The organism is Variovorax sp. 679, assembly GCF_003952185.1.
Taxonomy (GTDB): domain Bacteria; phylum Pseudomonadota; class Gammaproteobacteria; order Burkholderiales; family Burkholderiaceae_C; genus Variovorax.
In genome coordinates, this window is the sequence record NZ_RXFS01000007.1 from 128,643 (window position 1) to 153,768 (window position 25,126).

Below are 25,126 nucleotides of genomic sequence, written 5' to 3' on the forward strand. Positions count from 1 at the left end.
CCTACTTGGCAGCTGGCGCGTCGACCGTCAGCTGGATCTCTTCGACGGCCAGGCCCTGATCGGAGATGCTGACGTCCACCGTGCCCTTGGCATCGGCCTTCACGATGACGCGCACGATGTACTGAGTCGAATTGCCGCTGACGACGAGAACTTCCACGGTTGCGGGCCCCTTGACCGACGCCAGCGGTGGTTTGGTGACGCCGTTCACGGTAATGGAATAGCGCTGGCCCGGCTTGACCTTGGCATCCTCGGCCGGCGACACGGTCATGGCGCTGCCGCCGCCTACGCAGCCGGCATTTCGCGCGGCTGCCTTGCGTGCGTCGTTGAAGGTGAGCAGGCGATTGCTCAATGGCCGGCGAGCGGCATAGACATCTGCCGTCCCGGAAGCGAGCTTGAGCGCGATGTCGTCCGCCTTCAGCGGGCCGCAATCGCTGCGCCCCGCAGCCTTGCAGGCATCGATCACTTTCCTGTTCGCGGCAGTGGCGGCCACGTCGTTTGCCGCCTTGGCCTGCTTGAGCGCCAATTCGGACGCCTTCAGGTTCCTGTGTATCTGCGCCATGGCGGCATCGGCGTCGGCGGCGTCCTTCTTCTTGACCGCGTCGAGCAGAGCCTGCGCCTTCCGCCTGGTCATGGCTGCTGCCGGCGGCGCCGCGTCATCGTCGTCCTTGTCGACCGCGGGTGCATCACCGCCGCTCGGCTTTTTCCCGGCTGTATCCGCCCCCGTCCGGCCAGCGGCCTCGGACTCGCCCTCTCCTGGATCGATCTTGACCGCCCGGAATTTGCTGATGATTCCCGTGGCCTGTGTCGCCAGTTCATCCGGGCTGGACACCGTCTTGTTGGCGGCGTTGACGCGCGCAGCCACGCGGGCAAAGACAAGGTCCCCTTCTCGCATCAGGATGATCCCGCTGTTCCCCAGTTGGGCATACAGCTGCTCGCTGGAAGCCAGGGTTCTGCGCGCGCGCCCCAGCGCGGTGGCGGCCTCGCGGCGCACCTGGGCTTGCGGCAGTTCGATGTCGCGGGCATAGCGATGAACGGCCTGGGCGCGCAACAGCTCCGCGTCGAGCCTGTTGATGGCTTGCGTCAACCGGTACTGCTCGGCCCACATCTGGTCGAAGCTCGCAATGTCCAACCGCAGCGGCTCGATGGTCAGCATCGCGCACGTCAACCCGAGAACGCCTTCGACGTAGGCCTGCTCCTGATGGGGATTGACGAACCAGTTGCTTGCCGAATAGGCCGTGAAGCCCACCGCCCCGGCCGCAGCCAGCCGGGTCTTCTCGCGGTCGCTGGTTACGCCGGACTTCAGGCCACCGTACAGCGCCAGCGCCGTCACGCCCAGCAAGCTGAGCTGGGTCATCGTGCGGACGCGGGCCTGCGCCGACAGCGATTCGTACCACTCGCGCCGCTGGTCCTTCAGCGCGCCCAGCGCGCCCTGAAGGTTGCCGGCCAGCGGCCTGGCATTGGCGAATGTGATCTCCTCGTAGCCGAGCTGATTGATCGGTAGGTCGGCGCGCTTGCTGCGCTGGTAGGGATCGATGCTGCTGCAGCCTGCGATGACCAAGGCGAGCGCCGCCGCCACGCAGCGCTGCCAACGAAGAACGCTTCCGGTTTTCATATCCCCACCCCTCATGTTTTGAGCACACATGATGGCGAGGCGGAGATGTTCGGACATCCCCTGTTCCCGTGGCGACAACGCGCCCGGGATGAACTACCGCTGCTGCGGCGGCGAAACGGCGGAGGGCATCAGCCCGTCAGCCGCTCCAGCGCCTCGCGGTACTTGGCGGCCGTCTTCTCGATGACCTCGGCCGGCAGGCGCGGCGCGGGCGGCGTCTTGTCCCAGGGCTTGCCGTTGATCTTCGTGGCTTCGAGCCAGTCGCGCACGAACTGCTTGTCGTAGCTCGGCGGATTGGCGCCGGCGGCCAGCGCGGCCTGGTAGCCCTCGACCGGCCAGTAGCGCGAGCTGTCGGGCGTGAGCACCTCGTCCATCAGCACCAGCGTGCCGTTCTCGTCGAGGCCGAACTCGAACTTGGTGTCGGCAATGATCATTCCCTTGGCCAGGGCGATCTGCGCGGCGGTCTCGTAGATGGCGATGCTGGTCTCGCGGATCTGCTGGGCCAGCTTGGGGCCGACGATCTCGACCACGCGCTCGTAGCTGATGTTCTCGTCGTGCTCGCCGGCGGCGGCCTTGGCGGCGGGCGTGAAGATGGGGCGCGGCAGCTTGCTGGCGTTGGTCAGGCCCTCGGGCAGGGGCACGCCGCAGACCGAGCGGCTTTCCTGGTATTCCTTCCAGCCGCTGCCGGCCAGGTAGCCGCGCACCACGGCTTCGACCGGGATCGGCTTCAGGCGCTTGACCAGCATCGAGCGGCCCGTGACCTGCGGCACCTCTTCGGCCGTGACGGCGCTCTCGGGCGCATCGCCGGTCAGGTGGTTGGGGCAGATCTGGCCGAGCCGCTCGAACCACCACAGCGCCATCTTCGTGAGGATCTCGCCCTTGCCGGGGATGGGCTCGCCCATGATCACGTCGAAGGCGCTGAGCCGGTCGCTCGCGACCATCAGGATGCGGTCCTCGCCGACGGCGTAGTTGTCGCGCACCTTGCCGCGCGCAAGCAGGGGCAGGCTCTGGATGGAGGAGGTGTGGACGGTGGTCATGGGGCTGGTGCGGTGAAACGGGATAGCGGAGTTCGGATTGTGCGCGCAGAAAAAAGCCACCATCGAAGGTGGCCCGCAGATCGTGAAAAGGCCCTGCTCATTCGAGGGGGCCGCCGCGCACGGCCGCCCGAAGCGGCCGGCCCGCCCCCGGTAGGGGGTTGGCGAAGCGACACGAAGTGCGCGCAGCCTGGGGGCGAGCCTGGTTAGATCACTTCCTGCGCCAGTTCGCCCTTGGCGTACTTGGTTGCGACGACCTGCAGCGTGTCGCCCTTGATCTTGGCGCCCTGGCCTTCGCAGCCGAACTCGATGTAGCGCTGCTTGCAGATCTGCTTGGCGGCTTCGCGCGCGGGCTTGAGCCATTCGCGGGCGTCGAACTTCTCGGGGTTCTCGAACAGGAACTTGCGCACCGCGCCGGTCATGGCCAGGCGGATGTCGGTGTCGATGTTGATCTTGCGCACGCCGTACTTGATGGCTTCCTGGATTTCCTCGACGGGCACGCCGTAGGTTTCCTTCATGTTGCCGCCGTGCTTGCGGATGATTTCGAGCAGGTCCTGCGGCACCGACGACGAGCCGTGCATCACCAGGTGGGTGTTGGGCAGGCGGGCGTGGATTTCCTTCACGCGCTGGATCGACAGGATGTCGCCCGTGGGCTTGCGGGTGAACTTGTAGGCGCCGTGGCTGGTGCCGATGGCGATGGCCAGCGCGTCGAGCTGCGTGGCCTTGACGAACTGGGCGGCTTCCTCGGGGTCGGTCAGCAGCGCGGAGTGGTCGAGCACGCCTTCGGCGCCGATGCCGTCTTCCTCGCCGGCCATGCCGGTCTCGAGCGAGCCCAGGCAGCCCAGCTCGCCTTCGACGGTCACGCCGACCTTGTGCGCCAGCTGCACGACCTTGCGGGTCACGTCGACGTTGTAGTCGAAGGAGGCGGGCGTCTTGCCGTCCTCATGCAGCGAGCCGTCCATCATGACGGAGGAGAAGCCGAGGTCGATGGCACCCTGGCAGATGGCCGGGCTCTGGCCGTGGTCCTGGTGCATGACCAGCGGGATGTTCGGGTACTGCTCGATGGCGGCCTGGATCAGGTGCTTGATGAAGGCTTCGCCGGCGTACTTGCGGGCGCCTGCGCTGGCCTGCAGGATGACGGGAGCGCCGGTTTCCTTGGCGGCCTCCATGACGGCCTGGACCTGTTCGAGGTTGTTGACGTTGAAGGCCGGAATGCCGTAGCCATTGGCTGCGGCATGGTCGAGCAGTTCGCGCATCGAGACGAGTGCCATGGGGAAATACCTCGCGGGAATTAGGAAAAGAAGAAGACGGAAAGACGAGAAAAACTGCCCTAATTCTACCGAGCCCCCTTGTGGGACAGGACCGACGCCAGCCCCAGGAAATCCATGACGGGCGGCAGCACCGGCCCGCCCAGCCACTGGATGGGCCTGGCGAAGGCGCCGACCAGCGTCACGTGGCTCAAGTCGTCGAACAGCCGGACCTGCACCGGAACACCCGCTGCGCGCAGCGCCGCGGCCATCTGGCCCGTGTTGCGGTCGGGATAGACCAGGTCGTCCTTCGACGCCGCCATGAGCAGGGCGCGCGGCGATTCGGACGTGACATGCGCCAGCGGCTGCGAGTCGCGCGGCGTGTCGGGCCAGTTGAAGGCGACCCGCGCCTGCGGGTCGATGATGGGCAGGAAGTCGTAGGGACCCGCCAGGCCGATCCAGCCCGCAAGCTGTGCCGGGCTGGCGCCCACCTCCCCGAGCCAGCGCCCGTCGAGCGCCACCATCGCGGCGTTGTAGCCGCCCGAGCTGTGGCCCATGACGAACACCTGCTTCGGATCGGCGCCCAGCCGGACTGCGTTGTCGAGCGCCCATTTGACGGCCAGCGCGCTGTCGCGCACGAACGCCGGATATGTGAAGGCGGGCGAGAGCCCGTAGTCGGGCACCACCACCAAGGCACCCCGTGCGGCCAGCGCCTCGCCCATGAACCTGTAGCTGGCGCGGTCGCCGGTCGTCCAGGTGCCGCCGTAGAAGAACACCACCAGCGGCCGCGCGCCCGAAGCCGGCTGCGTGGACGGCAGCGGCTGGTACACGTCGAGCAGCTGGTGCGGCGCCCGGCCGTAGGCGATGCCGCCCTGGAAGCGGTAGGTGTCGGTGGGCACCAGGCCGTTGAGCACCTTGACCGGCGAACAGGCCGAAAGCACTGCCGCGGCGATGACGGAGAAAGCGATGAGGAAAGCGCTGCGGCGCCGGCGGAGCGAGGCGAAGGAGGGAAGACTCATCGCCACAGTACGCGCGCCGCCGGGTGCCGGTTTCGTCAGATCGGCAGTTGCGTGGTCGACAGCACCTGCTTGAGCACGACGAAGGTGCGGATCTGCCGCACGCCCGGCAGGTAGAGCAGCTGTTCGGCGTGCAAGCGGTTGAAGCTGTCGTTGTCGCGGGTGCGCAGGAGCATGAAGTAGTCGAATTCGCCGGTGACCACGTGGCATTCGAGGCAACCCGACACCTTCTGCGCCGCCTTCTCGAAGTCGGAGAAGGAGTCGGGCGTGGAGCGGTCGAGCACCACGCCGATCATCACCAGCATGCCGAGCTCGAGCGCGTCGGGTTCGAGCAGCGCCACGACGCCCTTGATGAGCCCGGCCGCCTTGAGCCGCTCCACGCGCCTCAGGCAGGCGGCGGCGCTGAGATTGACCTTGGCGGCCAGCGCCACGTTCGACAGCGAGGCGTCGCGCTGCATGGTGCGCAGGATGGCGCGGTCGATGCGGTCGAGCTCCGGGGGGTCACGCAACTTTGTTGTGCTCATTGCCTAATCTTCAAGACAAAAATATTCAATCCGGCAATCTTGCATTTTTTTCTTGATTAATGCCGGAAAACTTCGCGAGCACGTTGCGTGCGCTTCTTCCTACGATCAGGGGCTTCAACACGCTGGAGCCGCACCATGAACCTCAAGAAGTTTCCCCGCCACCCCCTCACCTTCGGCCCCACGCCGATCCAGCCGCTCAAGCGCCTGAGCGCGCACCTCGGCGGCAAGGTCGACCTCTATGCCAAGCGCGAGGACTGCAACAGCGGCCTGGCCTTCGGCGGCAACAAGACGCGCAAGCTCGAATACCTGATCCCCGAGGCGCTCGAAGGCGGCTACGACACGCTGGTGTCCATCGGCGGCATCCAGTCGAACCAGACGCGCCAGGTCGCGGCCGTGGCGGCGCACCTCGGAATGAAGTGCGTGCTGGTGCAGGAGAACTGGGTCAACTACTCCGACGCGGTGTACGACCGGGTCGGCAACATCGAGATGTCACGCATCATGGGCGCCGACGTGCGGCTGGACGCGGCGGGCTTCGACATCGGCATCCGCAAGAGCTGGGAAGACGCCATGGAGAGCGTCCGCAAGGCCGGCGGCAAGCCCTTCCCGATCCCGGCGGGCTGCTCGGAGCATCCGCGCGGGGGGCTGGGCTTCGTCGGCTTCGCCGAGGAAGTGCGCCAGCAGGAGGCCGAACTGGGCTTCAAGTTCGACTACATCGTGGTCTGTTCGGTGACGGGCAGCACGCAGGCCGGCATGGTGGTGGGCTTCGCGGCCGACGGCCGGGCCGACCGCGTGATCGGCATCGACGCGTCGGCCAAGCCGCAGCAGACCTTCGAGCAGATCCTGCGCATCGCGAAGAACACGGCCGAGCTGGTGGAGCTGGGCCGCGACATCACTGAAAAGGACATCGTGCTCGACCGCCGCTTCGGCGGCCCCGAGTACGGCCTGCCGAACGAAGGCACGCTGGAAGCCATCCGCCTGAGCGCGCGCTTCGAGGCCATGCTGACCGACCCCGTGTACGAGGGCAAGTCGATGCACGGGATGATCGAGAAGGTGCGGCTGGGTGAATTCCCGGCGGGCTCGAAGGTGCTGTACGCCCACTTGGGCGGGGTGCCAGCGCTGAACGCCTACAGCTTCCTCTTCAGGAACGGCTAGAAATAGGCAAACCCCCAGGCTTCGCGCACTTCGTGTCGCTACGCCAACCCCCTTGCAGGGGGCAACACCTGCGGCCCGGCAAAGCCGGTTCCGCGGTGTTTCCCGAATGGTGCCGTCAGCTCGCTCGGCAGATCTTCAGCATGTTGGTGCCCCCCGGGGCACCCATAGGCTCGCCGCAGGTGATGGCGTAGACGTCGCCGCTCTGCACGATGCCGCGCTTCTTCAGGTGGTTCTCGGCCTGCAGCAGCGCGGTGTCGCGGTCACTTTCCGAATCCATCAGCAGCGGGCGCACGTTGCGGTAGAGCGCCATCTTGCGCTGCGTGGCGAGGCGCGAGGTCAGCGCGTACATGGGGATGTGCGCGCGGTGGCGGCTCATCCACAGCGGGGTGGAGCCGGACTCGGTGAGCGCCACGATGGCCTTGGCGCCCAGGTGGTGGGCGGTGAAGAGTGCGCCCATGGCGATCGACTGGTCGATGCGGCTGTAGTTCTGGCCGCTGAAGTCGGCGTCGAGCTGCTTGTCTTCTGCTGCCTCGGCGGCTTCGCAGATGCGGCTCATCTCCTGCACGGTCTCGAGCGGGTAGCGGCCCGAGGCGGTCTCGGCGGAGAGCATCACGGCGTCGGTGCCGTCGAGCACGGCGTTGGCCACGTCGCTCACCTCGGCGCGGGTGGGCACGGGGTTGGTGATCATCGACTCCATCATCTGGGTCGCGGTGATGACCACCTTGTCCATCTCGCGCGCCATGCGGATCATTTTTTTCTGCAGCGCCGGCACGGCCGCGTTGCCCACCTCGACCGCGAGGTCGCCGCGCGCGACCATGATGCCGTCGCTGGCGCGCAGGATCTCTTCCAGCTTCGGAATGGCCTCTGCACGCTCGATCTTGGCGATCATGCCGGGCTTGTGGCCGTACTCGGCCGCGGCCACGTTGCACAGCTGGCGCGCCATTTCCATGTCGGTGGCGTTCTTGGGGAAGCTCACGGCCACGTAGTCGGCCTGGAAGCTCATCGCGGTCTTGATGTCTTCCATGTCCTTGGCGGTCAGCGCGGGCGCCGTGAGGCCGCCGCCCTGCTTGTTGATGCCCTTGTTGTTCGACAGCTCGCCGCCGAGCTTGACGGTGGTGTGCACGGCCTCGCCCCTGACGGCGTCGACGGTCAGCACGATGAGGCCGTCGTTCAGCAGCAGGCGGTCGCCGGGCTTCACGTCGCGCGGCAGGTCCTTGTAGTCGAGGCCCACGGCATCGGTGTCGCCGAGCTCTGTGCGCGAGGCGTCGAGCACGAACTTGGCGCCCGGCTCCAGCCAGACCTTGCCCTGCGCGAACTTGCCGACGCGGATCTTCGGGCCCTGCAGGTCGGCCATGATGGCCACCTCGCGGCCGGCCTTGCGGGCGGCTTCGCGCACCATGGTGGCGCGGTCGATGTGGTCCTGCGCGGTACCGTGGCTGAAGTTCAGCCGAACCACGCTGACCTTGGCCTGGATCATCTTTTCCAGCAGTTCGGGCGAGCTGGACGCCGGGCCGAGGGTGGCGACGATCTTGGTGGCGTGGCGGGGGATGCGGTCCGTGCTCATGAAGGTAGTCTCCGTTTTGTATTCGCTACTGTATACACTTTGTGTGTCCGGCGGAAGTCACCCATGGGTTTTTCCGCAATGAGCCCCGGGACCCGGCCTCAGCCTGCCGCGCGCTTGGACAGGATCTCGAAGGCCGGCAGGGTCTTGCCCTCCAGCACTTCCAGGAAGGCGCCGCCGCCGGTCGAGATGTAGCCGACCTGCTTCTCGATGCCGTACTTGGCGATGGCCGCCAGCGTGTCGCCGCCGCCGGCGATCGAGAACGCGCTGCTCTCGGCGATGGCCTGCGCGATGGCCTTGGTGCCGCCCGCGAAGGCGTCGAACTCGAACACGCCCACCGGGCCGTTCCAGACGATGGTGCCGGCCTCGCGCAGCTGCGCGGCAAGCTGGGCGGCCGTCTTCGGGCCGATGTCGAGGATCAGGTCGTCGTCGGCCACGTCGCTCGCGTCCTTCACGGTGGCGGCCGCGTCGGCCGCGAAGGTCTTGGCCGTGACCACGTCCACCGGAATCGGCACGTCGGCGCCGCGCGCGCGCATGGCGTCGATCACCGCCTTGGCCTGGTCGACCAGGTCGGGCTCGGCCAGCGACTTGCCGATCTTCAGGCCGGCGGCCAGCATGAATGTGTTGGCGATGCCGCCGCCGACGATCAGCTGGTCGACGTTGGCCGACAGGCTCTTCAGGATGGTGAGCTTGGTGCTGACCTTGGAACCCGCCACGATGGCCACCAGCGGCCGCTTGGGCTGCGCCAGCGCCTTGGTGATGGCGTCGATCTCGGCCGCCAGCAGCGGGCCGGCGGCAGCCACCTTGGCGAACTGCGCGATGCCGTAGGTGGTGGCCTCGGCGCGGTGGGCGGTGCCGAAGGCGTCGTTCACGTAGATGTCGGTGAGCGCGGCCAGCTTGCGGGCCAGGCCCTCGTCGTTCTTCTTCTCGCCCTTGTTGACGCGGCAGTTCTCGAGCAGCACGACCTGGCCGGGCTTGACGTCGACGCCGTCGACCCAGTTGGAGACCAGCGGCACTTCACGGCCGAGCAGCTCGCCCAGGCGCTTGGCGACGGGAGCCAGCGAGTCTTCGGGCTTGAACTCGCCCTCGGTCGGGCGGCCCAGGTGCGAGGTGACCATCACGGCCGCGCCAGCGTCCAGCGCCAGCTTGATGCAGGGCACGGAAGCGCGGATGCGCGTGTCTTCGGTGATGTTGCCGGCGTCGTCCTGCGGCACGTTGAGGTCGGCACGGATGAAGACGCGCTGGCCGGCGGCCTTGCCCTGCGCGCAGAGGTCGGTGAAGCGAATGACGTTCATGGGGGAATCCGGAGAAGATGAAACACAAGACGGGAGTCGGCCTGCATTGTAGTTTTGGCCCCAACGCCGCTCTATGCGCCTCTTGCCGCGCTTCGATGCTTTTCAGCCCTTTTGCTGCTGTTCGCGCGCGAAGCCTTCGAGCACCCCGACGAAGCTCGCGGCAGCCGGCGAGAGCGAGCGCCGCGCCGCGCTGTAGATGCACACCTCGCGATGGAAGTCGGGCGATTCCAGCCGCACCATCTGCAGGCCATGGGCGCGCACCAGCGGCGCGGAATAGGTCGGGCACACGGTGAGCCCCAGCCCCGAGGCCACCATGCCCAGCGCGGTGGTCATGTACGACACCTCCTGCGTGCCGGGGCGCAGCATGTAGTCGCGCTCGGCCGGGGCCAGCTCGGGCAGCACGCGCTGGCGGAAGTCGCGCGTGGGGGCGATGAAGGTGTAGGGCTCGAGCTCGTGCCAGCGCACCTTGCGGCGGTTGGCGAAGGCGTGGCCGGGGGGGCAGATCAGCCAGTGCCGGTCGCGCAGCAGCGCGCGGCGCTCGATGGCATCGTCGACGGCCACGTCCTGCCCCACGGCCAGTTCCACGTCGCCGGCCGCCACGCCTGCGAGCAGGTGCTCGGGCAGCGTATCGGCCAGGCGCACGTCCACGTCGGGGTACTGCTCGCGGTAGAGAGCGATCACGCGCGGCATCAGCGTGCAGGCCATGAGCTGCGGCGCGGCAAGCCGTAGCAAGCCTTTCTTCTTGTCACGCAAGTCCGTGACGCCGGCTACCGCGCTGGAAAGGTCGCCCAGCAGCCGGTGCACCGACGGCAGGAACTCGCGCCCCGCCTCCGAAAGCTGCACGCGGCGCGTGTTGCGGTCGAGCAGCTGCACGCCCATCTCGCGCTCCAGTTCGCGCACGAGCACGCTGAGCGCCGACTGCGTGAGGTGCAGCTGCTGCGCCGCGGCGGTGAAGCTGCCGGTTTCCGCCACGGCGGCGAAGGCGCGCAGCTGGCGCAGGGTGAGGTTCATATATACGGTTATTTCATCAATCGATGAATTAATTTCGATTGCATCATAAGACCCGGCATCGCCCAATACCGGCTCACCGGAGACACACGAGCCATGCCGACCCCACCACCGCCCGTGCGCGGGCTGCACCACTTCGCCTGGCGCTGCCGCGACAGCGAGGAAACCCGCCGCTTCTACGAAGACCTGCTCGGCCTGCCGCTGGCCCACGTCATCAAGAGCGACCATGTGCCGAGTACCGGCGAGTACTGCCCCTACGTGCACATCTTCTTCCAGATGCGCGACGGCTCGTACATCGCCTTCTTCGACCTGGGCGACGACGTCGCCGCGCTGCCCTCGCCCAACACGCCCTCGTGGGTCAACCACATCGCGCTGCGAGTGGATTCGGTGGCTGACCTGCTGGCCGCCAAGGCGCGGCTCGAAGGCGCGGGCGTCGAGGTGCTGGGCGTGACCGACCACCACATCATCGAATCGATCTACTTCTTCGATCCCAACGGCATCCGCGTGGAGCTGACCACGCCGACCGTGCCGCAATCGGAGATGGACGAACACGCACTGCGTGCCCGGGCAGACCTCGACGCATGGACCGCGCGCAAGGCCGAACTTCGCGCGGCAAGGAGCGCGTCGAATGCCTGAGCTGCAACTCGCCGTCATCGACGTGAAGCCCGGCGCAGCCATGGAGAGCCAGTCGGGCCTCCAGCTGCTGCGCCCGCGCATCTACGGCGCATACCGCGCGCCGCAGGGCTCGAAGAAGATCGCAGCCATCGTGATGCACCCCACGAGCAATTTCATGGGCCATTACCTGATCGGCCCGCTGGCCGAGCGCGGCATCTGCTGCATGGGCCTCAACTCCCGCTTCGTCGGCAACGACACGGTGCTGCTGATGGAGCGCGCCATCCAGGACCTGGGCGCCGGCGTGCAATACCTGCGCGCGGCCGGCTACGAGAAGGTATTCCTCGTCGGCAACTCCGGCGGCGCCGCGCTCTCGGCCTTCTACCAGGCGCAGGCCGAGAAGCTCACCGCCACGCACCTGCCCGACGGCGACCCCACGCACCTGCACCCCGACGACCTGCCGCCGGTCGACGGCATCGCGCTGTGCGCCGCGCACCTGGGCCGCACGCGGCTGATGCGCGACTGGATCGACCCCTCGGTCACCGACGAGCACGACCCGCTCTCGGTCGACCCCGAGCTCGACATGTACGACGCGCGCCATCGCGTGCCCTACGACGGCGACTTCCTCGCGCGCTTCGGCGCCGCGCAGAAGGCACGTCTCGATCGCATCGAGCAGTGGTGCATCGACCGCCTCGCGCTGCTGCGCGACACGCCGGGCGCGCCACGCGACCAGACCTTCGTCGTCTACCGAACGCACGCCGATCCGCGCTGCGTGGATCTTTCGCTCGACCCCAACGACCGCCTGCCCGGCAGCGTGTGGGGCGATGCGCGGCAGGTGAACTACTCGGCCAACGCGATGGGTCGCACCACCTCGCTCACGGCGTTCCTGTCGCAGTGGTCGTCGCGCTCGCAGGCCGACGGGCCGACCAACCTCGCGCGCACCACGGTGCCCAAGCTGCTGCTGACCTACACCGGTGACCAGTCGACCTTCCCGAGCACGCGCGACGCGTGGATGGCGGCGGGCGGATCGCGTATCCGCAACGTCGACATCGTCGGCGGCAACCACTATCTCGCGGGGCAGCCGGAGCTGATTCCGAGGGCGGCGGATGCCATCGCCGAATTCGCGCACGCGCTGTAGAAGAGACATGGAAAACTTCGCTTTCGCGCCGGCCTACGAGCTGCCGGTCTGGCCCTTCACGCCGCCGCCCGAACTGGGCAGCACGAAGCCCGTGCGCCACCCCATCGTGATCGTCGGTGCCGGCCCCTCGGGCCTCACGCTGGCCTGCGACCTCGCGCAACGCGGCGTGCATGCCGTGCTGCTCGACGAGGACGACACCGTCGGCGTGCGCGGCGCCTCGTCGCGCGGCATCTGCTACGCGCAGAAGAGCCTGGAGATCTTCGAGCGCCTTGGCATCTACGAGCGCATCGCTGCCAAGGGCGTCACCTGGTCGTTCGGGCGCACCTTCTCGGGCGAGCAGGAGGTCTACAACTTCAACCTGCAGGCCAACAGCGTCTCGAGGCAGCCGCCCTTCATCAACCTGCAGCAGTTCTACGTCGAGTGGTTCCTGGTCGACCGCATCCTCGAACTGGGGCTGACCGACGTGCGCTGGAAGAACCGCGTCACGCGCGTGGAGCAACTGGCCGACGGCGTGCGCCTCGATGTGGAGACGCCCGCCGGCAGCTACACCATCGAGGCCGACCGGCTGATCGACGCAACGGGCGCCAACAGCCCGATCCGCACGCAACTGGGCATCGACGCGCATTCCTCGCGCAGCACCGACCGCTGGTGCATCAGCGACGTGCGCTTCAAGAAGCCGCTGCCCACCGAGCGCTGGACCTGGGTCGACGCGCCCTTCAACGAAGGCCGCGGCGTGTGGCAGCACCTGATGGCCGACGGCGTGTGGCGCATCGACTACCAGATGCCCGAGGACTGCGACACCGCCCATATCAGCAAGCCCGAAGTGGCGGGCGCACGGCTGCGCGAGCAGCTCGGGCCGGACGTGGAATTCGAGTTCGTCTGGATCGGCCCCTACGGCTACCGCGACCACTTGCTCGACAGCTTTCGCCACGGCCGCGTGTTCTTCATCGGCGACGCGGCGCACGTGGTGAGCCCCTTCGGCGCGCGTGGAGGCAACAGCGGCATCCAGGATGCAGCCAACCTCGGCTGGAAGCTCGCGCTCGTCGCGCAGGGCAAGACGGACGACGCACTGCTCGACAGCTACGACGCCGAGCGGCAACCCGCCGCGAAGCAGAACCTGCAGGTCACGAGCCGCTCGGCGCGCTTCCTCGCACCGCGCTCACCGGCCGAGCACACGCTGCGCCGCGCCGTGGTTGCGCTGGCGGCGCGCCATCCGTTCGCACGGGCGCTGGTGAACACCGGCCGCATGTCGGCGGCCAACGACTATCCACCCGCGCCGCTGCTGCCCGAGGGCGCGCGCTCGGTGCAGAACCTGTCGCTGCGCTGGACCGACGGCCGCGAGACGACGCTGATGCAGCTGCTGTCCGAGGGCACCGAGTGCATCGGCCTGTGGTTCGCGCCGACCCGCGAGCAGGCGCAGGCGGCGCTCGATGCGATGGCGTCACTGCCGCTGCGCCTGCTGGCCGTGGGCGGCGACAGCGGCCTGCCCACGCTGCAGGCCGACGACAGGCTCGCGAGCCATCTCTGCGCAGGCGATGCGGGCAGCCTCGTCCTCGTGCGCCCCGACGCCTATCGCGCCGCCGCGCTGGCGAACGCCACGCCCGAAGCCATCGCATCCGCAGTGCGCACCGTACTGGCCGCCAACGAACGCAACCCATGATCACCGAGCCCCGCATCCCCGACCCCGACGGCTTCTACGCGGCGCTGCTCGCCGCGCACGAGGGCCGCACCGAAGCGCAGAGCGCCGATCTCAATGCGCGCCTCGTGCTGCAGCTGGCCAACCAGTGCGGCGACCAGGACGTGCTGCTCGCCTGCATCCGCGCGGCGGCCGAAGAAGACACCACGACGACGAAAGACTCGCCATGACCACGACCGTTTCCTTCGCATCCGCCTCCGACACCCGCGAGCAGAAGCCCCGGCTGCAGGAGCTCGCGCCCGGCGTGTACGGCTACATCAGCGACTTCGATCCCAACTGCGGCTTCGTCGTCGGCGACGAGCATGTCGTGCTTATCGACACGCGCCCCACGCCGCGCATGGCGCGCGACTTCCTCGCGGCCATCCGCACGGTGACCGACAAGCCCATCCGCACCATCGTTCTCACGCACTACCACGCGGTGCGCGTGATGGGCGCGAGCGCGTTCGACGAGGTGCGCGACATCGTCGCGAGCGCGGGCACGCTCTACTGGATCCGCACACGGGGGCAGGCCGACTTCGACTCGGAGGTGGGCCGCTTTCCGCGACTCTTCGCCGGCGTGGAGGAGATTCCGGGCCTGACCATCCCGACGACGGTCTTCGAGCGCGAGATGACGCTGCCGCTCGGCGGCGGCCGCGAGCTGCGGCTCATGGCGCTGGGCCGGGGCCATTCGAGCGGCGACACCGTCGCATGGCTGCCCGACAGCGGCGTGCTGTTCTCGGGCGACGTGGTCGAGAACCACTGCGGCGTGTATGCCGGCGACGCCTACATCGGCGACTGGGCCGGCACGCTCGACGCCGTGGCTGCCCTGAAGCCGCGCGTGCTGGTGCCCGGTCGCGGCGCGGTGCTGCTGGACGAGACCGCATGCGCCGAGGCCATCGCACTCACCAAGGCATTCCTCTCGACGCTGCTCGAGAGCGTGAAGGCCGGCATCTCGGCCGGCGACACGCTCAAGGGCTGCTTCGCGCGCGCCGAGGCGGCGATGACGCCGCGCTTCGGCAGCTGGCCCGTGTTCCAGCACGTGCTGCCCTTCGATGTCTCGCGCGCGTACGACGAGCTGCGCGGCATCGAGCACCCGGTGGTGTGGACCGCCGAGCGCGACCGCCAGCTGTGGCAGACGCTGCGCGGCGAGTGAGTTGACCTGAACGGATTTCAAAACGAGCAACGGAGACAAGAGACGATGAAGCGATTCCTTCCCCTGCTGGCCGCGGCCCTGGCGCTGGCCACTTCCCCCTTCGCATCGGCGCAACCGGCGGCCTACCCCACCCAGCCGATCAAATGGATCGTGCCCTACGTGGCCGGCGGCGGCACCGACAACCTCGCGCGCACGCTGGCCGAGGCGATGCAGCCGTCGCTGGGGCAGCCGCTCATCATCGACAACCGGCCGGGCGCGTCCACGAACATCGGCGTGGGCGTGATGATGCAGGCCAAGCCCGACGGCTACACGATCATGCAGGCCGAGAACGCCGCGCTGCTCTTCAACGAGCACATGTTCGCCAAGCTGCCGTACAAGCCCGCGAGCGACTTCACCTACATCGGCACCATCGGCCGCTTTCCGGTGGCGCTGGTGGTGCACCCCGACTTTCCCGCGAAGAACGTGGCGGAGTTCGTGCGCTACGTGAAGGCCAACCCCGACAAGGTGAGCTACGCCTCGCCCGGCAATGGCTCGCCGCATCACATGGCGATGGAGCTCTTCAAGCAGAAGGCCGGCCTGACGATCACGCACGTACCCTACAAGGGCGCGGCGCCGGCCATGACCGACGTGATGGGCGGCCAGGTGCCGACGATGATGCTGGACCTGGCCTCGGGCCTGCCGATCATCAAGTCGGGCAAGGTGCGGGTGCTGGCCATTGCGCTGCCGCAGCGCGCGAGCGCCCTGCCGGACGTGCCGACCTTCGTCGAGGCCGGCTTCAGCGACGTCAACGCCTACGCCTTCCACGGCCTGATCGGCCCGGCCGGCATGCCGCCCGAGGCGGTGGCGCGAATCAACGCCGAGTTGCACAAGGCGATGAAGGCACCGAAGGTGACGAAGCTGTTCGCGGACTTCGGCTTCGAGGCGCTGCCGGGGACGCCGCAGGACTTCTACAAGCTCTCGCGGGCGGAGAGCGATCGCTGGGGCAAGATCATCGCCGCGGCCGGCGTGAAGCTCGACTAGAAACCGGAGCCCCCCGGCTTTTCACTTCGCTTCGCTGCGTGTAACTCCACCCCCCGAGGGGGAGGCGCGGCCCGCCTTGGGGCGGCCCGGCGGCGGCCGCCTACCAGCCCAGACCGAGGTGCAGCGGCAGGTACACAGCCATGCCCGCGAGCATCGTGCCCAGCACACCGCGCCGCCAGTAGAAGTAGGCCGCGCCGACCACCGCCGCGTACAGGCGCGCGTCGTGCAGCGTGGTGATCAGGTGGCCCTGCGTCATGACGATCTCGGGCGCGATCACGCCCGCGAGCGCGGCGGCCGGCGCGTAGTGCAGCGCGCGGTGCGCCCACTCGGGCAGGCCCCAGGGCCGGTCGAGGATGAAGAAGAAGCAGCGCGTGAGCACGGTGACCAGGGCCAGCCCGACGATCACGCCCATGGTCCACCAGTCGGTGGTCGCGTTCGCGGTGCTCACTTGTCGTCCTCCGCCGTCGGGTCGAGGCCGAACTGCTTCTCGAGCCAGAAGCAGATCAGCACCGCCACGCCGATGGCGACCACGATGTTGAGCTTCAGCGGCAGCGCATAGGCCGCCACGGCCGTCGCGCCGGCGATCAACGCGGCCAGCACGCGCAGGCGCGTCGTCGCCATCGAGCAGACGATGGCCACCAGGCTCAGCACACCCGCGAAGCCCAGGCCCCAGCTCTGGGGAATGAAGTTGGCCAGCGCGATGCCCAGCAGGCTCATGCCCATCCAGGCGCCCCAAGTCACGAAGTAGTTGCCGGTGAGGTAGGCCTCCTGGGCTTCCTGCTCGGCGACGGTCAGCGGCGGCTTCGGGTACTTCTTCGTGAAGAGCGCATAGCTCATGTCGGCCGTGAGGTAGCCGTGCAGCATGCGGCGCCAGCGCGGCATGTGCATGAGGTAGGGCCGCAGGTGCAGGCTGAACACCACGAAGCGCAGGTTCACGCAAAAGCCCGTGGCCAGGATCACCCAGGCCGGCGCGCCGGCAAAGAGCAGCGGGATGGCCGCGAGCTGCGAACTGCCCGCGTAGACCAGCAGCGTCATCGCCACCGCCTCGACCAGGCTCATGTTCGACTTCACCATGGCCACGCCGGTCATCAGCCCCCAGGCGCCGATGCCCATCGCCACCGGGGTCATGTCGCGCACGCCGATGCGGAATTCGGGGCGGCTGCGGATGCTTTGCGAGAGGAACATCAGCCGAACGCCTGCCCGGGCTTCAGATCGAAGCCGCGCAGGAAATCGGCCACGGCCAGGCGCTTGCCGCCCGGTCGCTGGAGTTCGGTGACGATGAGAGCCGAGCCGTTGCCGGCGGCCACGGTCACGCCGGCGTCGTTCACGGCGAGGATGGTGCCCGGCACCACCTGTTCGGCCGACGCCGCCGCATGGGCCGCCCAGAGCTTGACGGTTTCGCCGTCCAGCGGGCTGTTGGCGCCAGGGAACGGATCGAATGCGAGCACGCGCCGCACGATGGCGTCGGCGGGCTGGGCCCAGTCGACCAGCGCCTCGTGCTTCTCGACCTTGTTGGCGTAGGTGACGCCTTCGGCCGGCTGCGGCGTGCGGACGAGCGAGCCGATGCGCGCCAATGCCTCGACGATCATCTTTCCGCCCAGGTCGGCCAGGCGGTCGTGCAGGCGGGCGGTGTTGTCGCCGGCGGCGATGTCGACGGCCTCGCGCAGCAGCATGTCGCCGGTGTCGAGGCCGGCGTCCATCTGCATGATGGTGATGCCGGTCTGCGCGTCGCCCGCCTCGATGGCGCGGTGGATCGGCGCGGCGCCGCGCCAGCGCGGCAGCAGGCTCGCGTGGATGTTGAGGCAGCCGTGCACGGGCAGGTCGAGCACCCACTGCGGCAGGATCAGGCCGTAGGCGGCGACCACCATCACGTCGGGCTTCGCGGCCAGCAGGGTGTCGCGCGCGGCCGAGGCTTCGTCGGGGTACTTGCCGTCCAGGCGCAGGCTGCGCGGCTGGGCCACGGGCCAGTCGTTGGCCACGGCGCATTGCTTGACGGGGGAGGCCTGCAGCTTCATGCCGCGGCCGGCGGGGCGGTCGGGCTGGCTCATCACCAGCACGACCTCATGGCCGGCGGCGGCGATGGCTTCGAGCGCGACGCGCGCGAACTCGGGCGTGCCCGCGAAAACGACTCTGAGGCGGCTCAATCCCGGATCCGATCGAATTCGAGATCGTCCCCCGTGTGATAGCGCCGGACCACGCCGGTCGGATCGATGTAGATGTACAGCATGCGGCGCTCGTTCACGGCCTTGTAGCGCCAGGTCCAGACAGCGCCGTCGAAGGAGCTGACGCGGGTGATTTCATAGGGGCGGCCGTAGAAGGCCATCACGTCGTTCTGGCGCCACTGGTTGACCTTGATGTCCTGGCCGAAGCGCGCCTCGCTGAGCACCTGCGTCACCGAGACGACCTTGCCGGAGGCGTCGACGTCGATGTCGGTGACCTCGAAGCCGGCCGGCATGCGCGAGTACTGCAGCCGCTCGCCGCCGCCGTTGAGCGGGTAGCGGCCGGTGGGCGCACCCAGGCGCTGCAGGGTGTCGGCGGCGGTGGCGCCGGGCTGGACGCGCGTGGGTTCGCTGGCACAACCTGCGAGCCCGAGCGCCGCGACCGCGCAAACCGCCAATGCCGCAAGGGAGCCGAAGCGCCGCATGGTCATGGCGTTCAGGCTCGTTCCCGCAGTTCTTCGCGCTGCTGCTTCAGCAGCTTGCTCTTGATGCGGTTGCGCTTCAGGGGGGAGAGGTATTCGACGAACACCTTGCCCAGCAGGTGGTCGAGTTCGTGCTGGATGCATACGGCCAGCAGGCCTTCGGCCTCGATGGTGCGCATCTCGCCGTTCTCGTCGAGCGCCTGCACCTTCACCGAGGTGGAACGCAGCACGCCGTCGTAGATGCCCGGCACCGACAGGCAGCCTTCCTCGTTCACGACCTTCTCTTCGCTGGCCCAGGTGATCTCGGGGTTGATCAGCACGATCGGCTGGTTACGCTCCTCGGACACGTCGATCACGACGAGGCGCTCGTGCACGTCGATCTGGGTCGCGGCCAGACCGATGCCGTTGGCGTCGTACATGGTTTCCAGCATGTCGGCGACCAGGGTCTTGATGCGCGCGTCGACGCCCTGCACCGGCTTGGCCACGGTGTGCAGGCGCTTGTCCGGGTAACTCAGAATGTTTCGTTTGGCCATGAAATCGGGGGAAAGTTGTGGCTATTTTCGCCAATTCCGCGACGACACGCGCCACGGGAGCCCGAAAACGTTGCCCTCCCAAGGGCTTCAGCGCAGAATTCGTAGCAAATTGTGAGATTCGTATGCGCAGCGATACGTCGCGCGCTCACCCATCCAGACATGAAAAAGCTCAGACTCACCGAACGCCAGCGCCCCTCCCTCCTTGCCACGCTGACAGCCCTGGCGGTGATCGGCAGTTGCGGCGCCACGACGGCCTGGGCTCAGAACTACCCCATCACCCAGCAGCAGCGCGCCACCGCGCAGCAGACGGCCCAGGCCGGCGTGCCGCTGAGCGAACTGTCGCCCAAGGCGCCCGACGAGTACACGGTCAAGTCCGGCGACACGCTCTGGGCCATCTCCCGCCTCTACCTGCTGCACCCCTGGCGCTGGCCGGAGCTGTGGGGCATGAACATCAATGAGATCGCCAACCCGCACCGGATCTACCCGGGCCAGGTGCTCTATCTCGACAAGAGCGGCGGCCGCGCCCGCCTGACCATGCGCCGCGGCGGCACGAGCGGCGACGGCGGCACCATCAAGCTGTCACCTCGCACCCGTTTCGACTCGCTGGCCGGCATGGCGCTGCCCACGCTCAACCCGAGCATCATCGAACCCTTCCTGAGCGAACCCATCGTGGTCGACGCCGGCACGCTCGAGGCCGCGCCGCGCATCGTTGCAGGCAACGACAGCCGCGTGCTGCTGTCGCGCGGCGACCGGGCCTATGCCCGCGGCACCGCCGAGGCGCCGCTGGTCGAGGTGCCGGGCCCGGTGCAGAACTTCCGCATCTTCCGCAACGCCACGCCGCTGAAGGACCCGGGCACGGGCGAGATCCTCGGCTACGAGGCGCAGTACCTGGGCAAGGCCCGCCTGCAGCGCGGCGAGTCGACCACCGTCGAGACGGTCGAGGACAAGGACCTCATCACGGTGGTGCCCGCCAGCATCGACATCATTGCCTCGCGCGAGGAAATGCGCGCCGGCGACCGCCTGCTGCCGGAGCCGCCGCGCCAGCTGCTGAGCTACGTGCCGCGTGCCCCGTCGACGCAGGTCGACGGCCGCATCATCTCGGTCTACGGCAACGCGGTGCAGTTCGCGGCGCAGAACCAGGTGGTGGCCATCAACAAGGGCACGCGCGACGGCATCGACAACGGCCACGTGCTGGCCATCCTGAAGAACGGCGAGACCATCCTCGACCGCACCGGTGCCCGCAAGGAAACCATCAAGCTGCCGAACGAACGCATCGGCCTGCTGATGGTGTTCCGCACCTTCGAGAAAGTTTCGTACGCGCTGGTGCTCGAAATCAACGACACTCCGCGCGCCGGCGACTTCCTCGTCAATCCCTGACCCGCGACTCCGGCCTTTCTTCTCGCACACTCGTTTGGAACGCGCAGAACTCGCAGGCTGGCTGCGACTTTCGCTCACGCCCGGCATCGGCGACGGTGCCGCACGCCGCCTGCTGGCGGCCTTCGGCTTGCCCGAGCGCATCTTCGCGCAGCCCGATGCCGCGCTGCGCGAGGTCGTCTCGCACGCGCAGGCCGAGGCGCTGATGCAGCCGCCCACCGGCCTGCAGGCCCAGATCGACCTGACCTGGCAATGGCTGCAGGCGGGCGACGACCAGGTCTCGCGCCGCGTGGTCACGCTCGGCGACGCCGGCTACCCGGCCTCCCTGCTCGAAATGGCCGATCCGCCGCTGATGCTCTACGTGCTCGGCGCCTGCGACTTCGATCTCACGCAGCTCGGCCACAGCATCGCCGTGGTGGGCAGCCGCAACCCCACGCCGCAGGGCGCGACCAATGCGCGCAGCTTCGCGAGGGCGCTCGGCGAGGCCGGACTGCCAGTGGTCTCGGGGCTGGCACTTGGCGTGGATGGCGCGGCGCACCTGGGCGCACTCGACGCGGCGGGCGATGTGCACCGGCTCGCGACAGTGGCCGTGGTCGGCACCGGGCTCGACCGGGTCTATCCCGCACGGCACCGCGACCTCGCGCACCGCATCACGCTGCAGGGGCTGATCGTGAGCGAGCTGCCGCTGGGTACGCCGCCGCTCACGCAGAATTTTCCGAAGCGCAACCGGCTCATCGCCGGGCTGGCGCGCGGCACGCTGGTGGTCGAGGCGGCGCTGCAGTCGGGCTCGCTGATCACCGCGCGGCTCACCTCCGAGCAGGGCAAGGAGGTGTTCGCGATCCCCGGTTCGATCCATTCGCCGCAATCGCGCGGTTGTCACGCGCTGATCCGCCAGGGCGCGAAGCTGGTGGAGTCGGTGGGCGACATCCTCGAGGAGCTGCCGCCCCTGCAGGCTCCGCGCATTGCGGCTGCGCCCGCGCCCAACGGTGCGAGCGCGGCGCCTCGGGCGGACAACCCGCTGCTGGAGGCCCTCGGCCATGAACCGGTGAGCCTCGACGCCCTCGGCGCGCGCACCGGCTGGAGTGCCGCGGCACTCCAGGCGAAGATGCTCGAACTCGAACTCGACGGCCATGTCTCGCGGCTTCCCGGCGGGCTCTTCCAGCGGGTGGCGGCCACCTAGCGCTGAGCGGGAGGCGTGGTGGCCGAGAAGATGTAGCGCGCAAAGCGCCACTGGCCATCCGGCTCCCTGTGCAGCAGGAACAGCTCCTGGTTGGACTCGGGTCCGGGCGGCGCTGCGCTGCCGAGCACCTGCACGGTCCCGTTGGAGCGCGTGCGGGCATAGGCCCAGCCCGGCGAGAGAACCCCCACCTCGTCGATCTCGAACCGGACGTTCAGCCTGATCGCACCGAACACGCGGTCGTAGCTCTCCCTGACGGCCTGGCGACCAACGGCGGGCATGCTGTTCTGCGGCATGAAGACGGCGTCCGCGGCGTAGAGCGCCATCACCTTGTCGGTGCTCGACGCGTTGAGCGCCTGCTCGTACTGCAGCAATTGCCTGCGGACGGCCTGCGCGTCGTCGCCATCGGCAGCAAAGGCAACGCCCGGCAGCACCATGGCCGCCGCTGCGGCCACCAGCATCTTGCGAAAAAAGCGGTTCATGGCTCGGCTCCTTGTTTGCTGCAGCCTGCCGCTCAGACGCGCACCACCAGCTTGCCGAGCGCGCCGTCGCTCTCCATCAGGCTGTGCGCGCGCCGGACATCGTCGAAGTCGAAGGTCTGGACCCGCAGCGAAGGCATGGCCACGTGCGCCACCCGCTCGGCGATCCAGGACAGGGGGGCGTCGTCCAGCGGCAGGGCCGGTGTACCGAGCATGCCGCTGCCGAAGAACGCCAGGCGCGTGGCCTGCGGAAGGTCGCTCATCAGCTGCAGGTTCTCCAGCACGGGCGCACCGCCCAGCAGGCCGATCACGACGGCGGTGCCGAAGGGCTTGAGGGCCTTTAGGCTGTCGCGCACGGTCGCGGCGCCGACGACCTCCAGGGCCACGTCGATGCCCTGCGGCGCGGCATCGCGCAGCTTGCCGGCGATCTCGCCCGTGTCGACCACCACCGCATCGGCGCCGATCGCCTTCAGCCGCGACGCGTTCTGCGCGGATCGCGTCGTGGCGACGACCTTGAGTCCGCGAGCCTTGGCATACGCCACGCCGGCCTGCCCGACGCCGGAGGTGGCGCCGCGCACCAGAAGCGTCTGGCCGGGGTCATGATCGATCAGCCGTCCCAGCGCGCCCCAGACCGTCAGGTAGCTCTCGGGCAGTGCCGCCAGCTCTTCCCACGAAAGCGTGGTCGCCTGCAGGTCCACGACGTTGCCGCGCAGCACGGTCACTTCCTCGGCGTAGCTTCCGTTGCGGGTGAACTGCAGTCCGCCCATCGCGGTGGCGACGCGCTGGCCGGGACGGAAGACGCCCGACGGGTCCTGCAGCACTTCGCCGACGGCCTCGATGCCCGGCACGACCTGGCCTTCGATGGGCCCCATCTTTCCGGCGCGACGATAGAGCTCCGCGCGGTTCAGCCCGAATGCGCGCACGCGGATGCGCACTTCGTCCGGACCCGGGGGCACCGACGGGATATCGCGCAACTGCAGAGCCTCGGGGCCGCCCGCACGTTCGATCACATAAGCCTTCATTTCGATTCTCCTTGGGAGTGAATGGCGCCCGAAGCGCACCACGGTTGATGAGCAACGCAGCTCGGCACCCGGGGCCATCGCCTCTTCGAACATCGGTTCGGGCCCCTTGCGTCTCTGCGTGGCTTGAACTCTAGGAGTCTCGAATCCAGAATGGAATGAACGAATCCGGCAACCATCCTTCCATATTTGAGAATCTGAAAATGGACCTCAACGCCACCCTGATGTTCGTGAACGCCGTCCAGTCGGGCAGCCTGTCGGCCGCGGCGGCACGAATGGACATCCCGCTGCCGACGCTGAGCCGGCGCATCCGGCAGCTCGAGCAGCAGGTCAACGTGCAGCTGCTGGAGCGCTCGGCGCGCGGCATCCAGCTCACGGATGCCGGGATGCGGCTGTACGAGCACGCAAGCCGGGGACTCGAGACACTGGCCGAGGGCGAGGAGGCGATCCGCAGCGACCAGGCGCGGCTGAAGGGACGGCTCAGGCTTTCGCTGCCCCCGGCCTTCGAGCCCTGGTGGGCGTTACTGCAGGACTTCCAGAATCAGTTTCCGGAGATCCGGGTGAGCGTGTATTCGACCGAGCGCCGTGTCGACCTCGTGCATGACGGCATCGACGTGGCGCTGCGGGTGGGAGCCGTTGCCGATGAATCGATGGTGGCGCGTCGCGTTGCTGCCTACCGGCACATGCTGGTCGCATCTCCAGCGCTGCTCAAGCGGCTGGGCAAGCCGCGATCGATCGACGACCTGCATCGCTTTCCCTGCGCGATGTGGTCCGCCGAACCGGGCAGCCGCAGCGTGTGGCGGCTCGGCGAGCAGGAGTTCGAGCCCACGCCCGTGTTGACGACGAACGACTACCTGCATCTTCGGGCCCGGGCCACCGACGGTGAAGTGATCACCGAGCTGCCGCCGTTCCTCGCGCAGCGGGAAATCGAAAAAGGCCGGCTGGAGCCGTTGCTCGCCAGGCACCAGCTTCCCGAGCAGGTCGTCCACCTGCTCTATCCATCGCACCGCCACCCGTCCAGCATCGTGCGGGCCTACCTGGACTTCTGCCGGCAGCATGTGGCTGCGTACCTGCATGCCGAGCCGGCCAGGGCCCGGCAGCGATGACCGCAGCAGATGCCTGCACCAATCGACATTGCACGAACGTCGGCTATATTGGGTCCATGTTCGAAGTGCTTGTTTTTGTGTACGAAAACTATTGGCGCGGCGATGCCTGCCCCGAAGCCGAACAACTGGGCCGCAAGCTCAGTGCTCACGGCTTCGAGGCGGAGGAGATCCGCGAAGCCCTTCACTGGCTCGACGGCCTCAGCCTTGCAACGCAAGGGATGCAGATCGAGCACAGCGCCGACGACGAGGCCACCGCCACGGTCGTGCTGTCCGGAGCGCCCCCTGCGGCCCTGCCTCAGTCCGGCAACGCGATGCGCGTGTACTCGCAGGCCGAGCAGGAGCACCTGGGTGCCGAGTGCCTCGGCTTCATCCGTTTTCTCGAATCCTCGGACGTGCTGCCCTGCGGGCTGCGCGAGATCGTCATCGAGCGCGCAATGGCCGCCCCCGGCGATCCGGTCGCGCTCGACGAGCTGAAGATCATCGTGCTGATGGTTCACTGGAGCACCGGCATCGAGCCCGATGCGCTGGTGCTCGACGAACTCTGCGAGAGCCGCGAAGGCCGCACGGCACACTAGGTTCGCCCCCAGGCTGCGCGGCACTTCGTGTCCGCTACGCCAACCCCCTACCGGGGGCAACACCGGAGGCCCGGCAAAGCCGGTTCCTCGGTGTTCCTGGAAAAGAGCGGGAGCCCGGCCGGCTAGTTGTGAAGCTTCAATAGGTTGTATCCGGTGTTCATCCGGATTGGGTTTGAGA

At 68.2% G+C, this 25,126-nt stretch carries 26 protein-coding genes; 11 read left to right on the forward strand and 15 right to left on the reverse strand.

Annotated features, from left to right (window positions below; translation table 11 throughout):
- Position 1: 1 nt before the first annotated feature.
- The 5 genes from EJO71_RS19035 to EJO71_RS19055 form a co-directional block, all read right to left on the reverse strand.
- The gene (locus EJO71_RS19035; protein ID WP_125950456.1) at positions 2-1,612 is read right to left on the reverse strand and encodes a hypothetical protein; all 1,611 of its coding nucleotides are present in this window, start codon (positions 1,610-1,612) and stop codon (positions 2-4) included.
- A gap of 128 nt (positions 1,613-1,740) precedes the next feature.
- The gene (locus EJO71_RS19040; RefSeq protein WP_125950455.1) at positions 1,741-2,646 is read right to left on the reverse strand and encodes a phosphoribosylaminoimidazolesuccinocarboxamide synthase; all 906 of its coding nucleotides are present in this window, start codon (positions 2,644-2,646) and stop codon (positions 1,741-1,743) included.
- Positions 2,647-2,849: 203 nt separating this feature from the next.
- Entirely contained in the window at positions 2,850-3,914 is a 1,065-nt protein-coding gene (fba, locus tag EJO71_RS19045) for a class II fructose-bisphosphate aldolase (protein ID WP_125950454.1), read from the reverse strand.
- 65 nt (positions 3,915-3,979) lie between these two features.
- Positions 3,980-4,909, reverse strand: coding sequence for an alpha/beta hydrolase (locus EJO71_RS19050; protein ID WP_125950453.1), 930 nt, complete (start codon positions 4,907-4,909; stop codon positions 3,980-3,982).
- Between the two features lie 35 nt (positions 4,910-4,944).
- On the reverse strand, positions 4,945-5,430 hold the full coding sequence (locus tag EJO71_RS19055) for an Lrp/AsnC ligand binding domain-containing protein (protein WP_125950452.1): 486 nt from the start codon (positions 5,428-5,430) through the stop codon (positions 4,945-4,947).
- Positions 5,431-5,565: 135 nt separating this feature from the next.
- On the opposite strand from EJO71_RS19055, the gene EJO71_RS19060 reads away from it, so the two are divergent.
- Entirely contained in the window at positions 5,566-6,582 is a 1,017-nt protein-coding gene (locus tag EJO71_RS19060; protein WP_125950451.1) for a 1-aminocyclopropane-1-carboxylate deaminase, read from the forward strand.
- 115 nt (positions 6,583-6,697) lie between these two features.
- Here the strand turns inward: EJO71_RS19060 and pyk are convergent, their stop codons facing one another.
- From pyk to EJO71_RS19080, 3 genes are all read right to left on the reverse strand, one after another.
- Entirely contained in the window at positions 6,698-8,146 is a 1,449-nt protein-coding gene (gene pyk, locus EJO71_RS19070; RefSeq protein WP_125950450.1) for a pyruvate kinase, read from the reverse strand.
- Positions 8,147-8,244: 98 nt separating this feature from the next.
- Positions 8,245-9,438: a phosphoglycerate kinase gene (locus tag EJO71_RS19075; RefSeq protein WP_093196043.1), complete on the reverse strand. Its 1,194-nt coding sequence runs from the start codon at positions 9,436-9,438 to the stop codon at positions 8,245-8,247.
- Positions 9,439-9,540: 102 nt separating this feature from the next.
- Positions 9,541-10,449 carry a LysR family transcriptional regulator gene (locus tag EJO71_RS19080; protein ID WP_125950449.1) on the reverse strand — a complete coding sequence of 303 codons (909 nt, stop codon included), beginning with the start codon at positions 10,447-10,449 and terminating at the stop codon, positions 9,541-9,543.
- A 93-nt stretch (positions 10,450-10,542) separates the two neighbouring features.
- Here EJO71_RS19080 and EJO71_RS19085 point away from each other — a divergent pair, with 93 nt between their 5' ends.
- The 6 genes from EJO71_RS19085 to EJO71_RS19110 are packed head-to-tail and all read left to right on the forward strand — an operon-like array spanning position 10,543 to position 16,044.
- Positions 10,543-11,082 carry a VOC family protein gene (locus tag EJO71_RS19085; protein ID WP_125950448.1) on the forward strand — a complete coding sequence of 180 codons (540 nt, stop codon included), beginning with the start codon at positions 10,543-10,545 and terminating at the stop codon, positions 11,080-11,082.
- Positions 11,075-12,196, forward strand: coding sequence for an alpha/beta hydrolase (locus EJO71_RS19090; protein WP_125950447.1), 1,122 nt, complete (start codon positions 11,075-11,077; stop codon positions 12,194-12,196). The genes EJO71_RS19085 and EJO71_RS19090 overlap by 8 nt, the downstream gene beginning before the upstream one ends.
- A 7-nt stretch (positions 12,197-12,203) precedes the next feature.
- Complete coding sequence (locus tag EJO71_RS19095; protein ID WP_125950446.1) at positions 12,204-13,856, forward strand: FAD-dependent monooxygenase; 1,653 nt, start codon at positions 12,204-12,206, stop codon at positions 13,854-13,856.
- Positions 13,853-14,062: a DUF2783 domain-containing protein gene (locus EJO71_RS19100; RefSeq protein WP_125950445.1), complete on the forward strand. Its 210-nt coding sequence runs from the start codon at positions 13,853-13,855 to the stop codon at positions 14,060-14,062. Before EJO71_RS19095 ends, EJO71_RS19100 begins: the two co-directional genes overlap by 4 nt.
- Positions 14,059-15,024 carry an MBL fold metallo-hydrolase gene (locus EJO71_RS19105; protein ID WP_125950444.1) on the forward strand — a complete coding sequence of 322 codons (966 nt, stop codon included), beginning with the start codon at positions 14,059-14,061 and terminating at the stop codon, positions 15,022-15,024. Before EJO71_RS19100 ends, EJO71_RS19105 begins: the two co-directional genes overlap by 4 nt.
- A 45-nt stretch (positions 15,025-15,069) precedes the next feature.
- Complete coding sequence (locus tag EJO71_RS19110; protein ID WP_125950443.1) at positions 15,070-16,044, forward strand: tripartite tricarboxylate transporter substrate binding protein; 975 nt, start codon at positions 15,070-15,072, stop codon at positions 16,042-16,044.
- A gap of 100 nt (positions 16,045-16,144) precedes the next feature.
- On the opposite strand, the gene EJO71_RS19115 is transcribed toward EJO71_RS19110, so the two are convergent.
- Genes EJO71_RS19115 through def form a run of 5 tightly spaced genes read right to left on the reverse strand, consistent with a single transcriptional unit; the run spans position 16,145 to position 19,218 of the window.
- Positions 16,145-16,456, reverse strand: a complete 312-nt coding sequence (locus EJO71_RS19115; RefSeq protein ID WP_093055509.1) for an AzlD domain-containing protein — start codon at positions 16,454-16,456, stop codon at positions 16,145-16,147.
- A gap of 32 nt (positions 16,457-16,488) precedes the next feature.
- Positions 16,489-17,229 (reverse strand): AzlC family ABC transporter permease, encoded by a 741-nt coding sequence (locus EJO71_RS19120; RefSeq protein ID WP_125950442.1) that lies wholly within the window; start codon positions 17,227-17,229, stop codon positions 16,489-16,491.
- Positions 17,229-18,188, reverse strand: a complete 960-nt coding sequence (gene fmt, locus EJO71_RS19125; protein ID WP_125950441.1) for a methionyl-tRNA formyltransferase — start codon at positions 18,186-18,188, stop codon at positions 17,229-17,231. The genes EJO71_RS19120 and fmt overlap by 1 nt, the downstream gene beginning before the upstream one ends.
- Positions 18,185-18,694, reverse strand: a complete 510-nt coding sequence (locus EJO71_RS19130) for a hypothetical protein (RefSeq protein WP_240651459.1) — start codon at positions 18,692-18,694, stop codon at positions 18,185-18,187. The genes fmt and EJO71_RS19130 overlap by 4 nt, the downstream gene beginning before the upstream one ends.
- A 5-nt stretch (positions 18,695-18,699) precedes the next feature.
- The gene (gene def, locus EJO71_RS19135; RefSeq protein WP_125950440.1) at positions 18,700-19,218 is read right to left on the reverse strand and encodes a peptide deformylase; all 519 of its coding nucleotides are present in this window, start codon (positions 19,216-19,218) and stop codon (positions 18,700-18,702) included.
- A 159-nt stretch (positions 19,219-19,377) separates the two neighbouring features.
- Here def and EJO71_RS19140 point away from each other — a divergent pair, with 159 nt between their 5' ends.
- On the forward strand, positions 19,378-20,595 hold the full coding sequence (locus tag EJO71_RS19140) for a LysM domain-containing protein (protein ID WP_125950439.1): 1,218 nt from the start codon (positions 19,378-19,380) through the stop codon (positions 20,593-20,595).
- Positions 20,596-20,629: 34 nt separating this feature from the next.
- Positions 20,630-21,772, forward strand: coding sequence for a DNA-processing protein DprA (gene dprA / locus EJO71_RS19145; RefSeq protein ID WP_125950438.1), 1,143 nt, complete (start codon positions 20,630-20,632; stop codon positions 21,770-21,772).
- Here dprA and EJO71_RS19150 read toward each other — a convergent pair.
- A complete protein-coding gene (locus EJO71_RS19150; protein ID WP_125950437.1) occupies positions 21,769-22,251 on the reverse strand; it encodes an SgcJ/EcaC family oxidoreductase in 483 nt (160 codons plus the stop codon). The genes dprA and EJO71_RS19150 overlap by 4 nt on opposite strands.
- A 32-nt stretch (positions 22,252-22,283) precedes the next feature.
- A complete protein-coding gene (locus EJO71_RS19155; protein ID WP_125950436.1) occupies positions 22,284-23,270 on the reverse strand; it encodes a zinc-binding dehydrogenase in 987 nt (328 codons plus the stop codon).
- Positions 23,271-23,470: 200 nt separating this feature from the next.
- On the opposite strand from EJO71_RS19155, the gene EJO71_RS19160 reads away from it, so the two are divergent.
- Positions 23,471-24,373, forward strand: a complete 903-nt coding sequence (locus EJO71_RS19160) for a LysR family transcriptional regulator (RefSeq protein ID WP_125950435.1) — start codon at positions 23,471-23,473, stop codon at positions 24,371-24,373.
- A 56-nt stretch (positions 24,374-24,429) separates the two neighbouring features.
- Entirely contained in the window at positions 24,430-24,948 is a 519-nt protein-coding gene (locus EJO71_RS19165; RefSeq protein WP_125950434.1) for a DUF494 domain-containing protein, read from the forward strand.
- Positions 24,949-25,126 lie beyond the last annotated feature (178 nt).